The sequence below is a fragment of the Pseudomonas sp. SLFW genome, assembly GCF_009905615.1.
Taxonomy (GTDB): Bacteria; Pseudomonadota; Gammaproteobacteria; order Pseudomonadales; family Pseudomonadaceae; genus Aquipseudomonas; species Aquipseudomonas bambusae.
In genome coordinates this window covers 185127-197823 of record NZ_JAAAKW010000001.1, presented here as the reverse complement: position 1 = coordinate 197823, position 12697 = coordinate 185127, and the positions used below count along the sequence as shown (strand labels likewise).

Here is a 12697-nt window from a genome sequence, read left to right as displayed (position 1 = left end):
GCGCTGGAAGTCTTTCTCGAAGCCTTCGAAGGCCCGCTGGACCTGCTGCTCTACCTGATCCGTAAACAGAACATCAACATCCTCGACATTCCCGTGGCCGAAATCACTCGGCAGTACATGGGTTACGTCGAGCTGATGAAAACCGTGCGCCTCGAATTGGCCGCCGAATATTTGGTGATGGCGGCGATGCTGGCCGAAATCAAATCGCGCATGCTCCTGCCGCGCTCGGAGACCGCCGAAGAGGAAGAAGACGACCCTCGCGCCGAACTGATCCGTCGCTTGCAGGAATACGAACGCTTCAAGGCTGCCGCCGAAGGCATCGACACGCTGAGCCGGGTCGGTCGCGATGTGGTGGTGCCCAAGCTCGACGCCCCTGAAGCCCGCGCCCGCAAACTGTTGCCGGACGTGGCGCTGGAAGAATTGCTGGTGTCCATGGCCGACGTGCTGCGGCGGGGCGACATGTTCGAAAGCCACCAGGTCAGCCGCGAAGCCCTGTCCACCCGAGAGCGCATGAGCGATGTACTGGAACGTCTGAAAGGCGCCGGATTCGTGCCGTTTGCCGAACTGTTCACGGCGGAGGAGGGGCGTCTCGGCGTGGTCGTGACGTTTATGGCGGTGCTGGAGCTGGTCAAGGAGCAACTGGTCGAGCTGGTGCAGAACGAACCGTTCGCTGTCATTCATGTGCGGGCGCGAGCCGAATAAAGAGCAAGAGCTGATCGATGAACCTGAACGAACCCCGCGACCTTGCGCCATTGCTTGAGGCGTTTCTGCTGGCCTCCGGTAAGCCGCAATCCCTGGAGCGGCTGTACGAGCTGTTCGAAGAGAGCGAGCGTCCGGAGCCTGCGGTGTTCAAGAAGGCGCTGACGCTGTTGAACAAATCCTGCGACAACCGGGCCTTCGAACTGAAGGAAGTCGCCTCGGGCTATCGCCTGCAGATTCGCGAAAAGTTCGCGCCGTGGGTGGGCCGTTTGTGGGAAGAGCGCCCGCAGCGTTATTCCCGCGCCTTGCTCGAAACCCTCGCGCTGATTGCCTACCGCCAGCCGATCACCCGGGGCGAAATCGAAGACGTGCGGGGCGTGGCGGTCAACAGCAACATTGTCAAAACTCTGCTGGAACGCGAGTGGATTAGGATCGTCGGGTATCGCGACGTGCCGGGTAAACCGGCGATGTTCGCCACGACCAAGGCGTTTCTGGATCACTTCAACTTGAAGAACCTTGACGAACTGCCACCGCTGGCCGACCTGCGGGAAATGGAAGCCGAGCCGATCCTCGACTTCGACGACGCCCCGGTCCCGGCGCACTTACAGGCGTTGGCCGACGCCAGCCTGGAACCGGACCCTGACGCGGAACCGGAAGCACCGAGAGACGAAACCAGTTTCCGCAGCCTGCTGGCCGAACTGGACACCATGGAAACCGGCCTGAAAATCGACTTCGACGATTTATGGGTCGATGAGCCGGATAAAGGGTCTGAATGGGAAGACGAGCCGCAGGATCGGGATGATGAAGATCCTCGCTGAAGCGCTTGAGATCGATACCCCTGCGATGTCGTCTTTGAAACGCGATCCTGTGGGAGCGAATTCATTCGCGAAGATCGTTCGGTCGATGGATAGATGTCGGCTGTACTGCCCATTCGCGAATGAATTCGCTCCCACAGGTTCTTCCCGCGGCGCCTATCAGAGATTCCGACTACGCCATGAGCACCAAAGACCCCTGCGTCAGCATTTGCAAATTCGACGACGACATCTGCATCGGCTGCGGGCGCAGCAAGCGTGAGATCAAGTCGTGGAAGAAGATGGACAAGGACGAGAAACGCTCGGTCCTTGCCGAATCGGCCTCGCGCCTGAAAACGCTCAAATCCTCCGGTCGGCGGAAAAAGAAATGAGCCGACGGATTTCATCTACTCTCTGATGCGCAACGCGCGCCATGAGCGTATGATTCGCGACCTTTTGGCGATCCCTACTCGCCAAAGCGTTTCCAGTTTCCGCCCCGCGCTTCTGTTCAGGAGCAGGGCAACAGGCCGTGCCCACTCGCGCACGCTCTGATTCGACACACCGGGAGGTGCCCAGATGAGTGAACAAGACAAGCAGGACAAAGAGATCGGCCCAGCAGGCGAAAAGCTGCAAAAGGTGCTGGCGCGCATTGGCGTGGGCTCGCGCCGTGACGTCGAAGCCTGGATCGGCGAAGGCCGCATCAAGGTCAACGGCGTACAGGCCAGCCTCGGTCAGCGCGTCGATCTGCACGACGCCATTACCGTCGACGGCCGCGTGATCAAACGCGAAGAAGCTGCCGAAACGGTCCGCCGCGTCATCATGTACAACAAGCCCGACGGCGAAATCTGCACCCGTGACGACCCGGAAGGCCGTCCGACCGTGTTCGACCGCCTGCCGCGCCCGAAAGAAGGCCGCTGGATCAACATCGGTCGTCTCGACATCAACACCACCGGTCTGCTGATGTTCACCACCGACGGTGAGCTCGCCAACCGCCTGATGCACCCGTCCTTTGAAATGGACCGCGAGTACGCCGTGCGCGTCCGTGGCGAAGTCGACGACGACATGCTGCTGCGTCTGAAGAACGGCGTGATCCTCGAAGACGGCCCGGCCCGTTTCACCGACATCCAGCAAGCGCCGGGCGGTGAAGGCTTCAACCACTGGTATCACTGCGTGGTGATGGAAGGCCGTAACCGTGAGGTGCGTCGCCTGTGGGAATCCCAGGGCCTGGTGGTCAGCCGCCTGAAGCGCGTGCGTTTTGGTCCGGTGTTCCTGAACTCCGACTTGCCGATGGGCCGCTGGCGCGAAATGAGTCAGCAGGAAGTCGACATTCTCAGCGCCGAAGTCGGCCTGACTCCTGTCGCCATGCCGCAAATGACCGCGAAGACCAAGGACAAGCTGGAGCGTTTGCAGCGCCAGTCTTCGCGTCCATTGGGCAAAGGCGAGCGCGTGCGTCAGTTGCGTCCGGCCAAAGATGCTGCACCGGTTGAGCGTGCACCTCGCGAGCCACGTATGGCGGACGGCGAGCGTCCAGCGCGCAAGCCTGCCGAAAGCGGTCGTCCGGCCCGCACGCCGCGTCCGGCCGCAGGCGGTCGTGGTGACAGCCGTGGCGACAGCAGCCGTGGCACACCAGTCGCGGAACGTCCGAGCGAGATGAACAAGCGCCCGGCCAAACCGAAGACCTCGCGTCCCGGCATCAAGCTGGTCGACGACGACAAGACCCCATCGGGCAAGCGTCGCGGCGCCCCGGCCGGTGCGGGTCAGCGTCCAGGCTTCGGTCGCCGCAAGCCTGAGTGATCGTGGCTTGAAGTAAAAAACGCCAGTCCCTGTGACTGGCGTTTTTTTTTGCGGCCCGTTTGTCGTTCCCTGCTCAACCGAGTTCTCCCGGCGCGCGCGGTTTACCTGTGGGAGCGAATTCATTCGCGAAAGATCGTTCGGTCAATAGACATGCATCGGCTGTACTGCCGTTTCGCGAATGAATTCGCTCCCACAGGGGCCAGGCATTTCAACCCCATACCTGATCGGACGCACAGCTTTTTGACGGCCACCTGCGCGGTTGAGGGTGTACAATGTCGCGCGTTTTTTCTGTGATTCATCGGCGTATGGACGCCACCCAACTCGGGGTTTACCCACTCCGTTTCATTCCGCCGCGTCATGAGCGCGTCGGGTTCGATTCCGTCACAGACAAGAACAACAAGGTGACAATTCAATGAGTGAAAACATGTCCCATTCGGGAGATTTGAAGCGTGGTCTCAAAAACCGCCATATCCAGCTGATTGCCTTGGGCGGTGCCATCGGCACAGGCCTGTTCCTGGGATCGGCCGGGGTGCTCAAGTCGGCGGGTCCGTCGATGATTCTGGGCTATGCCCTGTGCGGCTTCATCGCCTTCATGATCATGCGCCAACTGGGCGAAATGATCGTCGAAGAGCCGGTCGCCGGGTCCTTCAGCCATTTCGCACACACCTACTGGGGCGGTTTCGCGGGCTTTCTGTCCGGCTGGAACTGCTGGGTGCTGTACATTCTGGTGGGCATGTCCGAGCTGACCGCCGTCGGTAAATACGTGCAGTACTGGTGGCCGGAGATCCCATCCTGGGCCTCGGCGGCCGTGTTCTTCGTGATGATCAACGTCATCAACCTGGCCAACGTCAAAGTGTTCGGCGAGGCCGAATTCTGGTTCGCGATCATCAAAGTCGTGGCCATTCTGGGCATGATCGCCCTGGGCAGCTACATGCTGGTGAGCGGCAGCAGCGGCCCCCATGCATCGGTGAGCAACCTCTGGGAACACGGCGGCTTTTTCCCCAACGGTGTCAGCGGTCTGGTGATGGCGCTGGCGTTCATCATGTTCTCGTTCGGCGGCTTGGAAATGCTTGGCTTCACCGCCGCTGAGGCCGATCAGCCGAAGGTCATCATTCCGAAAGCGATCAATCAGGTGATCTACCGCATCCTGATTTTCTACATCGGCTCGCTGATCGTGCTGTTGTCGCTGACCCCGTGGGATGCGTTGCTCGTGGACCTGAACGCGTCTGGCGATGCCTACAGCGGCAGCCCGTTCGTACACGTGTTCTCGATGCTGGGCAGCAACACGGCAGCGCACATTCTTAACTTCGTGGTGCTGACCGCCGCACTGTCGGTGTACAACAGCGGCACCTACTGCAACGCACGGATGCTGTTCGGCATGGCCGAGCAGGGCGATGCGCCGCGTTCGCTGGCCAAGGTCGACGGCCGGGGCGTACCAGTGCGGGCGATTCTGGTGTCGGCGGCGGTGACGGTGATTGCCGTGCTGCTCAACTACCTGATCCCGCAGAATGCGCTGGAGTTGCTGATGTCGCTGGTGGTCGCGACGCTGGTGATCAACTGGGCGATGATCAGTTACTCGCACCTCAAGTTCCGTCAGCACATGGCGCGCAAGGGTCTGCAACCGCTGTTCAAGGCGCTGTGGTACCCGTACGGTAACTATGTGTGTCTGGCGTTCGTGGTGCTGATTCTGGGGATCATGCTGATGATTCCGGGGATTCAGGTCTCGGTGTATGCGATTCCGGTGTGGCTGGTGGCGATGTGGGTGTTCTACCTCATCAAGAACAAACGCCACGCAGAAGCCGAATCGATGGCTCAAAGGACGTCGATCATTAAGTAGCTGACGGCGGTGCACTGATTTCAGTACGCCGCTGAACCCTGTGGAAGCGAATTCATTCGCGAGACTTAGGCACAGACGAGATAGATGCATCGGCTGTACGATCCTTTCGCGGATGAATTCGCTCCTACAGTCGCAACATGAATCTCTAGCCAGGCATCCCATGCTGATCATCTCGAACAACGTTCACCTGCCCGACAGCGAGGTCGAATTGACGGCCATTCGCGCACAGGGCGCGGGCGGGCAGAACGTCAACAAGGTGTCCAGCGCGGTGCACCTGCGGTTCGACATCAACGCATCGTCATTGCCGCCGTTCTACAAAGAGCGGCTGCTGGCCCTGCGTGACAGCCGAATCACGGGCGACGGCGTCGTCATCATCAAGGCCCAGCAATACCGGACGCAGGAACAGAACCGTGCCGACGCCCTGGAACGGTTGAGCGAGCTGATCGTCAGCGCAGGAAAGGTCGAGAAGAAGCGGCGCCCGACCAAACCCACGCTGGGGTCGAAGACCCGTCGCCTGGAATCCAAATCCAAACGCGGGTCGATCAAGGCGGGGCGAGGGAAGGTGGATTTTTAGCCGTTTGCTCGTGATCTGAACGCGGTCTGCTGTTGATTCTGGCCGAAGGCCGTAGGAGCAAGCTTGCTCGCGATCTGGTGCGAAGCGCCAGCAGATTGGGTGATCTCGGGGATTCCTGACACTCATACGCGAGAGGGTTTCAGGGCTGTTCCTACGCCTTCGCCAGCAAGCCGGCTACAGGTCGGTGGCCTTGTTCCGCATCACCTTCGCCTGCTTGTACAGGTACACGCTCAACCCCAATCCGCCCAGCGACGCCAGCGCCGCGAACAGAAAGATCGACGCGAAGCCAAAGCCCGAGGCTACGGCACCGGCGACCGGCCCGGTGATGCCCAGCGACAGGTCGATGAACAGCGAATAAGCCCCCACTGCCGCGCCTCGGCTGGAAGCGGGCACCAGGTTCACGGCCTCAACCCCTAGAGCCGGGAACACCAGCGAGAAACCAAACCCCGTCAGCGCGGCACCGGCCAACGCCAGGTTCGGGTTAGGTGCCAGCCACAGCAGCAACAAGCCCAGCGCCTCAACCGACAGGCAGGCAATCGCCACGCGAAACCCGCCGATGCGGTTGATCATGTTGCCAAACAGCAGCCGCGCTCCGATAAAACAGGCGCCGAACAGGCTCAGGCACAACACCGCGTTCGGCCAGGTGTGGCTGGCGTAATACAGGGTAATGAAGGTCGCGATGGTGCCGAAGCCGATCGAGCCCAGCGCCAGGCCGGTGCCGTGGGGCAACACCCGACCCAGCACGTGCAGGAATGGCATCCGCTCGCCGTGCACGATGGGCGCCGGTGTCTTCTTCCAGGCCAGCGCAATGCCCAGCGCGGCCAGCAATATGATGCTGACGCCCATGCTCCACAGCCCCAATGCGCTGACCATTAACACGCCCAGCGGCGCGCCGATGGCCAGCGCGCCGTAGCTGGCAATGCCGTTCCAGGAGATCACCTTGGCAGTGTTCGCCGCGCCCACACGGCCGATGCCCCAGCCGATGGAGCCCGAACCCACCAGGCTCTCGGCGCTGCCCAGCACCAGTCGGCCCACGAACAGGCTGATCAAGCTCACCATTGGCCACGCATCGAGCCAACCCGCCAGCAACATGAACACGCCGCTCAGGCCGCAGCCGAACAGGCCGATGATCACGGCTTTCTTGGGGCCTTTGTTATCAATGATGCGCCCGGCGTAGGGACGGCTGAGCAAGGTCGCGAGGTACTGGACACTGATCACCAGACCGGCCGTCACCGCGCCAAAGCCCAAATCCGTGTGCACGTAGCCCGGCAGCACGGCCAGCGGAATACCGATGTTCAGGTAACCGATAAAGGTGAACAAAACGATGGAAACGACCTGCAAGGTGACTTTGATAGGACGTTGTGTTTCGGCGCTTGAAGCGTCTGGCATGGGGCTAGATCCACGGTTACGACTGGGGGAAGTGCAGCGGGGGCAGAAACTGGATGAAGCGTAGACGCTTGAAAGCCAAGCGATGCCACATGATAACGAGGGTTTCCCGTTCAGGGCAGTCGAAGGTTGACGCTGCGCTGAATCAAGCGCGAATTTTGCAGTGCCGATGCTTGGGATTATTTGTCGGCGGGTGTCACAAGCTGAGTCGTGATCAAGGCAGCGAGGGCGTTTTCCTGGGTGCCGAAGCGCGCCAGCAACGCTTGCTGTTTTTCCGGGGTGAGGCGTGCCCAGATTTCGATCATCTTTTCGGCGGCGCCGATCAGGGCCTGAGCCTGGGGGTCTTTGAATTCAGTCATGGGTTCTGGTCTCGGAGCATTCAGCCCTTATGGAAGTACGCCTGGAAGACGCTCTTGCATAGGGGCTGAACATTCAACCCTTAGCGTTGGCCTTGGGCTTTCTTGCTATCACTCTCTTTGGCACCGGCTTTCATCTCGATCGGCTGACCGAGTTCTTGACGGGCTGCTGCGCTTTGCTGGGTTTGGCTTGGGAAGGGGAAGTTTGGGATTTCGTGCATAGATCGCTCCTCACAAGTTTGTTGCGGCTGGTTTGAACAGCGCGTCCAAAAAACGCAAACGGAGGATACCCCACAACAAATGACAAACAGACTTTTAATTGATGCCCGTTGGTCATGTAGTGGCGTATTACCCCCGTTACAGGATTCCGTAGACTAATCTGCTTCTGCCCGGGGTCGCGTCTGACCGTAGCGGTAGCAAACCTAGGCGCTTTGATAGTGTCAGACACACCGCATGCACAGAATTTACTACTGCTTCGCAGTAGATCGCAGGCAAGCCAGCTCCCACGCCCTCCAGGCAGCGGCGTCGCGCAGGATCAGTCTTTGCACACCGCAGCGAACGCTGCAGCGAGCGCGTCCAGCCGTGTGGCATCGATCCCCGCCACGTTGGCCCGGCCTGCCGCAACCATGTACACGCTGTGCTCCTTGCGCAGCCTTGCGACCTGATCGTCGCTCATCCCGGTGTAGGAGAACATGCCGCGTTGCACACCGATGTGGGCGAAGCGTTCACCGAGGCCCAGCGGTGTCAGCGCTTCAACCAGCCCCTGACGCAGTTGCGCAATGCGGCTGCGCATGGCTTCGACTTCATCGGCCCAAAGTGCCTTGAGTTCCGGGTCGCCGAGGATTTCAGCCACCACCGCCGCGCCATGATCGGGCGGGTTGGACCACAGGTTGCGAGCGGTCGCGGAGAGTTGGCTGCGCACGTCGGCCAGTTTTTCGCTGTTGTCCGCGCACACCAGCAGCGCGCCGGTACGCTCACGGTACAGGCCGAAGTTCTTCGAGCAGGAACTGGTGATCAGCAATTCGGGCAATTCAGCGGCGAACAGACGAACCGCCCAGGCGTCTTCTTCCAGGCCGTCACCGAAACCCTGGTAGGCGAAGTCGATCAGCGGCAGCAGGTTGCGGCGTTTGACGATTTTCAGCACCTCATGCCAATCATCGCGGCTGAGGTCGAAACCGGTCGGGTTATGGCAGCATGCGTGCAGCAGCACGACATCGCCTTCCGGCACGGTGTTCAGGGTTTCCAGCATGGCCGGCACGTTGAGGCGGTTGTCGCTGCCTACGTACGGGTAGTGATTGACCGTCAAGCCCGCGGCGGCATAGATGGTTTCGTGAATCGGCCAGGTCGGATCGCTGAGCCAGATGCCCTTGCCTGGCAGGCAATTGGCGATGAAGTCAGCGGACAGACGCAGTGCGCCTGTTCCGCCCGGCGTCTGGGTCGCGCCGACGCGTTTTTGCTGAATCAGCAGCGAATCGGCCCCCATCACCAGTTCACAGATCAGCGTGCCGAAGCGTGGCTCGCCGTGACCACCGATGTACGTCTTGGTCGGCTGCGAGTCCACCAGACGCTGCTCGGCCAATTTGACCGCACGGGGAATGGTGGTCAGGCCTTGCGCGTCCTTGTACACGCCCACGCCCAGGTCGAACTTATTCGGGTTCGGGTCTTTGGCATAAGCCTGGATCAGGCCCAGGATCGGATCATCGGGTACGCGCTGAATCTGTGAAAAATGCATTTACTTACGGCCCTCGGCGCCTGTGGCCACCTCGTCGGTGCGGGCGGCCATGATGAAGTCGTTGCGGTGCAGCCCTTTGATGGAATGGCTCCACCAGGTCACGGTCACTTTGCCCCATTCGGTCAGCAGACCGGGGTGGTGACCTTCGGCCTCGGCAATTTCGCCGACCGCGTTGGTAAACGCCAGCGCAAATTTGAAATTCTTGAAGAGGTAGACCTTTTCCAATTGCATCACGCCATCACGGACTTCGATGTTCCAGTCCGGAATCTGACGCAGCAATTCTGGCAATTCGGCTTCACTGACCTGCGGGGCGTCGGCGCGGCAGGCTTCACAGTGGGCTTGGCTAAGAGCAGTCATACTAAGGGTCCTTTTTCAGGCGGCTGTTGTTTTCGAAGGTTGTGCTTTGGGCGTCTGCGGTTTGGGCGTAAAGCGCGGCGCATGCAGGCCCATGGAAGTCGCCGTCTGGACCATGCCCATGATGTCTTCGTGGGCCAGGTCGAACAGGCGCTTCAAGTCCGGCAACACGAAATACAGCGGTTGCAGGATGTCGATGCGGTACGGCGTGCGCATGGCTTCTATCGGGTCGAAGGCCTGATGTTCCGGCGTCGAGGACAGGCTGTACACCGTTTCCTTGGGCGACGAGAGAATGCCACCCCCATAAATCTTGCGCCCCTGTGCAGTCTCTACCAACCCGAATTCGATGGTCATCCAGTAAAGGCGGGCAAGATACACGCGTTGCTCCTTGCTGGCTGCCAGACCGAGCTTGCCGTAGGTGTGGGTAAATTCTGCAAACCAGGGGTTGGTCAGGAGCGGGCAGTGTCCGAAGACTTCGTGAAAGATGTCAGGCTCTTGCAGGTAATCCAGTTCTTCTTCGGTGCGAATGAACGTGGCCACGGGAAATCGCTTGCTGGCCAGCAGTTCGAAAAAGGTCTGAAAGGGGATGAGCGCCGGAACCCGCGCGACTTGCCAGCCCGTGGTGGCGGCCAGCACGGTGTTGATCTCGGCCAGTTGCGGGATTCGATCATGGGGCAGGTTGAGCTGTTCGATACCGTCGAGGTATTCCTGGCAGGCGCGGCCTTCGATCACCTTCAATTGGCGAGTGATCAAGGTGTTCCACACCCGATGTTCAGCGTCGGGATATTCGATGAAGCCGCTGGCGTTCGGTTCACGGGCGACGTACTGCGTGCTCATGCTGCTCTCCTGAATGGCTTGTTCTTATATGGAGCGTTCGGTTGCAGGTCGATGGCCCGCGTAAGGCTATAGATACCCGGTTTCAGGCCGTGTGCCGCAGCGTTGCACAGGAAGTGGAGGTCAGTGGACGCGCGGCGTCGTAAAGAAAACCTGACAGATGAGTGTGAAAAGCTCGAAATCTGCGCTTTCCAGGGCGCTTGGCCGCTTGCGCTGTAACGTATTCTTGACGGTAAACTTCGCGCATCACAAAAAAGTCAGCCTGATGACAAGAGTCGACCTGCCATGCGTATCAAAGTGCACTGCCAGAACCGCGTCGGAATCCTGCGCGACATCCTCGAATTGCTGGTCTCTTACGGCGTCAACGTCTCGGGCGGCGAAGTGGGCGGCGAGCACGGCGATGCGATCTACCTGCGCTGCCCGAACCTGATCAACCTGCAATTCCAGGCGCTGGTGCCCAAGTTCGAAACAATTCCGGGGGTATTCGGCGTCAAGCGTGTGGGATTGATGCCCAGCGAGCGTCGGCACATGGAGTTGAATGCGTTGCTGGGCGCGCTGGAATTTCCGGTGCTATCAATCGACATGGGCGGCTCCATCGTTGCGGCCAACCGGGCGGCGGCGCAGTTGCTCGGGGTGCGCGTCGATGAAGTCCCCGGCATTCCGCTGTCCCGTTACGCCGAAGATTTCGACCTGCCGCAACTGGTCCGTGCCAACCGGTCACGGATCAATGGCCTGAGGGTCAAGGTGAAGGGCGATATTTTTCTGGCCGACATTGCGCCCCTGCAATCCGAGCACGAAGACAGTGAAGCCATGGCGGGCGCGGTCTTGACGCTGCACCGGGCGGATCGCGTGGGCGAGCACATCTATAACGTGCGCAAGCAGGAGTTGCGGGGCTTCGACAGCATCTTCCAAAGCTCGAAGGTGATGGCCGCTGTCGTGCGAGAGGCCCGGCGGATGGCCCCCCTCGATGCCCCGTTATTGATAGAAGGTGAAACCGGCACCGGCAAGGAGCTGCTGGCGCGGGCCTGTCATCTGGCGAGCCCTCGCGGTCAGTCGCCGATGATGGCGCTCAACTGCGCGGGATTGTCCGAGTCCATGGCCGAGACCGAGCTGTTCGGATACGGGCCGGGCGCGTTTGAAGGCGCACGGGCCGAGGGCAAGCTCGGGCTGCTCGAACTGACCGCAGGCGGTACGTTATTTCTCGATGGCGTGGCGGAAATGAGTGCCCGGTTGCAGGCGAAACTGTTGCGCTACCTGCAAGAAGGCTGCTTTCGCCGTGTCGGAAGCGACGAAGAAGTATTTTTGGACGTGCGGGTCATTTGTGCGACGCAGGTGGACCTGTCCGAACTGTGCGCACGCGGCGAGTTTCGGCAGGATCTCTACCACCGGCTCAACGTGCTGTCGCTGCACATCCCGCCGCTGCGCGAATGCCTCGACGGCCTGCAACCGCTGGTGCAGCATTTTCTCGATCAGGCCAGCCGGCAGATCGGCTGCCCGCTGCCGCGCATTGCACCCGCCGCGATCGAGCGACTGAATCACTACCACTGGCCTGGCAATGTACGGCAATTGGAGAACGTATTGTTTCAGGCGGTTTCACTGTGCGAGGGCGGAGTGGTGAAGGCGGAACATATTCGTTTGCCGGACTATGGCGTACGCCAACCGTTGGGAGACTTTTCGTTAGAGGGCGGGTTGGAAGAGATTGTCGGGCGTTTTGAAAAGGCGGTATTGGAGCAACTTTATGCAGCACACCCGAGCAGCCGTTTATTGGGGAAACGATTGGGTGTTTCACATACGACGATCGCCAATAAGTTAAAACAGTATGAAGTAGGGCAGAAGTAACGATGATCGGTAGCAGCACGGCTTGCCGGCGGTGGCGCCTGGTAATCGCCACGGCCAGCAAGTCGTGCTGCTACCGTTTTCAATCAGTGATTGATCAACCGTTACTGCACCCGTTGCCCATGACCATGTATTCCATGACATGGCGCTGACCCTTGGAGTCCTCGTAGGTCATGTGCTGTGGCACGACGCTGCAGACGTTCGGCACTTCATCCACGGAAATGACCTTGGCGATGTCCAGTTTGGTGGAGTAGCTGTAGTGCTCGACCCGTTGCTGTTGCGCGGCCACTTTCGCACCTGATTCTTCTGCCATTGCCATGGCGCTGAAACCACAAAGAGCCATTACAACCAGTGCAGCTTTCATTTAGGTATTTCCTCTAAGTTGCTTCGTCAACGCTGCCAGACAGGAATGCCGTTCGGCAGGGTGCGCAAAACCCTTGTGGGATTTTGTGTGAAGCCAGTTGTTTACAGGTTTAGTTGCAGATTGACAGGCCGGTGTGGGGG

Annotated in this window: 14 protein-coding genes; 7 read left to right on the top strand and 7 right to left on the bottom strand. The window is 60.1% G+C overall.

The genetic code is table 11. The features are described 5' to 3' along the window. The first annotated feature begins 3 nt into the window (after positions 1–3). The 6 genes from GVN17_RS00775 (at position 4) to arfB (ending at position 5695) form a co-directional block, all read left to right on the top strand. Complete coding sequence (locus GVN17_RS00775; protein WP_178115694.1) at positions 4–702, top strand: ScpA family protein; 699 nt, start codon at positions 4–6, stop codon at positions 700–702. Between the two features lie 17 nt (positions 703–719). Then, a complete protein-coding gene (gene scpB / locus GVN17_RS00770; RefSeq protein ID WP_166593319.1) occupies positions 720–1517 on the top strand; it encodes an SMC-Scp complex subunit ScpB in 798 nt (265 codons plus the stop codon). Positions 1518–1693: 176 nt separating this feature from the next. Beyond that, entirely contained in the window at positions 1694–1882 is a 189-nt protein-coding gene (locus GVN17_RS00765; RefSeq protein ID WP_166593318.1) for a DUF1289 domain-containing protein, read from the top strand. Positions 1883–2066: 184 nt separating this feature from the next. Next, positions 2067–3284, top strand: a complete 1218-nt coding sequence (gene rluB, locus GVN17_RS00760; protein ID WP_166593317.1) for a 23S rRNA pseudouridine(2605) synthase RluB — start codon at positions 2067–2069, stop codon at positions 3282–3284. Positions 3285–3696: 412 nt separating this feature from the next. Next, positions 3697–5121, top strand: coding sequence for an amino acid permease (locus GVN17_RS00755; protein WP_166593316.1), 1425 nt, complete (start codon positions 3697–3699; stop codon positions 5119–5121). A gap of 160 nt (positions 5122–5281) precedes the next feature. Next, entirely contained in the window at positions 5282–5695 is a 414-nt protein-coding gene (gene arfB, locus GVN17_RS00750; protein ID WP_166593315.1) for an alternative ribosome rescue aminoacyl-tRNA hydrolase ArfB, read from the top strand. 174 nt (positions 5696–5869) lie between these two features. On the opposite strand, the gene GVN17_RS00745 is transcribed toward arfB, so the two are convergent. The 6 genes from GVN17_RS00745 to phhA all read right to left on the bottom strand — a co-directional run bounded on the left by GVN17_RS00745 (position 5870) and on the right by phhA (position 10360). After that, a complete protein-coding gene (locus GVN17_RS00745; RefSeq protein WP_166593314.1) occupies positions 5870–7084 on the bottom strand; it encodes an MFS transporter in 1215 nt (404 codons plus the stop codon). Positions 7085–7260: 176 nt separating this feature from the next. Then, positions 7261–7440: a hypothetical protein gene (locus tag GVN17_RS00740; protein ID WP_166593313.1), complete on the bottom strand. Its 180-nt coding sequence runs from the start codon at positions 7438–7440 to the stop codon at positions 7261–7263. An 80-nt stretch (positions 7441–7520) separates the two neighbouring features. Further along, on the bottom strand, positions 7521–7658 hold the full coding sequence (locus tag GVN17_RS00735; protein WP_166593312.1) for a hypothetical protein: 138 nt from the start codon (positions 7656–7658) through the stop codon (positions 7521–7523). Positions 7659–7972: 314 nt separating this feature from the next. Continuing rightward, the gene (locus tag GVN17_RS00730) at positions 7973–9169 is read right to left on the bottom strand and encodes an amino acid aminotransferase (protein WP_166593311.1); all 1197 of its coding nucleotides are present in this window, start codon (positions 9167–9169) and stop codon (positions 7973–7975) included. Further along, a complete protein-coding gene (locus GVN17_RS00725) occupies positions 9170–9526 on the bottom strand; it encodes a 4a-hydroxytetrahydrobiopterin dehydratase (protein ID WP_166593310.1) in 357 nt (118 codons plus the stop codon). It lies immediately after the preceding gene. 15 nt (positions 9527–9541) lie between these two features. Then, entirely contained in the window at positions 9542–10360 is an 819-nt protein-coding gene (phhA, locus tag GVN17_RS00720) for a phenylalanine 4-monooxygenase (RefSeq protein WP_166593309.1), read from the bottom strand. Between the two features lie 282 nt (positions 10361–10642). Between phhA and GVN17_RS00715 the strand changes: the two genes are divergently transcribed. Continuing rightward, positions 10643–12196, top strand: coding sequence for a sigma-54-dependent transcriptional regulator (locus GVN17_RS00715; RefSeq protein WP_166593308.1), 1554 nt, complete (start codon positions 10643–10645; stop codon positions 12194–12196). Between the two features lie 94 nt (positions 12197–12290). Here GVN17_RS00715 and GVN17_RS00710 read toward each other — a convergent pair whose 3' ends face one another. Beyond that, positions 12291–12557 carry a DUF2790 domain-containing protein gene (locus GVN17_RS00710; RefSeq protein WP_166593307.1) on the bottom strand — a complete coding sequence of 89 codons (267 nt, stop codon included), beginning with the start codon at positions 12555–12557 and terminating at the stop codon, positions 12291–12293. Between the last annotated feature and the right edge of the window lie 140 nt (positions 12558–12697).

Coding starts and splice junctions, on each gene's coding strand:
- scpB (WP_166593319.1), top strand. CDS start 720: ATGAACCTGAACGAACCCCGCGACCTTGCGCCATTGCTTGAGGCGTTT.
- GVN17_RS00765 (WP_166593318.1), top strand. CDS start 1,694: ATGAGCACCAAAGACCCCTGCGTCAGCATTTGCAAATTCGACGACGAC.
- rluB (WP_166593317.1), top strand. CDS start 2,067: ATGAGTGAACAAGACAAGCAGGACAAAGAGATCGGCCCAGCAGGCGAA.
- GVN17_RS00755 (WP_166593316.1), top strand. CDS start 3,697: ATGAGTGAAAACATGTCCCATTCGGGAGATTTGAAGCGTGGTCTCAAA.
- arfB (WP_166593315.1), top strand. CDS start 5,282: ATGCTGATCATCTCGAACAACGTTCACCTGCCCGACAGCGAGGTCGAA.
- GVN17_RS00745 (WP_166593314.1), bottom strand. CDS start 7,084: ATGCCAGACGCTTCAAGCGCCGAAACACAACGTCCTATCAAAGTCACC.
- GVN17_RS00740 (WP_166593313.1), bottom strand. CDS start 7,440: ATGACTGAATTCAAAGACCCCCAGGCTCAGGCCCTGATCGGCGCCGCC.
- GVN17_RS00735 (WP_166593312.1), bottom strand. CDS start 7,658: ATGCACGAAATCCCAAACTTCCCCTTCCCAAGCCAAACCCAGCAAAGC.
- GVN17_RS00730 (WP_166593311.1), bottom strand. CDS start 9,169: ATGCATTTTTCACAGATTCAGCGCGTACCCGATGATCCGATCCTGGGC.
- GVN17_RS00725 (WP_166593310.1), bottom strand. CDS start 9,526: ATGACTGCTCTTAGCCAAGCCCACTGTGAAGCCTGCCGCGCCGACGCC.
- phhA (WP_166593309.1), bottom strand. CDS start 10,360: ATGAGCACGCAGTACGTCGCCCGTGAACCGAACGCCAGCGGCTTCATC.
- GVN17_RS00715 (WP_166593308.1), top strand. CDS start 10,643: ATGCGTATCAAAGTGCACTGCCAGAACCGCGTCGGAATCCTGCGCGAC.
- GVN17_RS00710 (WP_166593307.1), bottom strand. CDS start 12,557: ATGAAAGCTGCACTGGTTGTAATGGCTCTTTGTGGTTTCAGCGCCATG.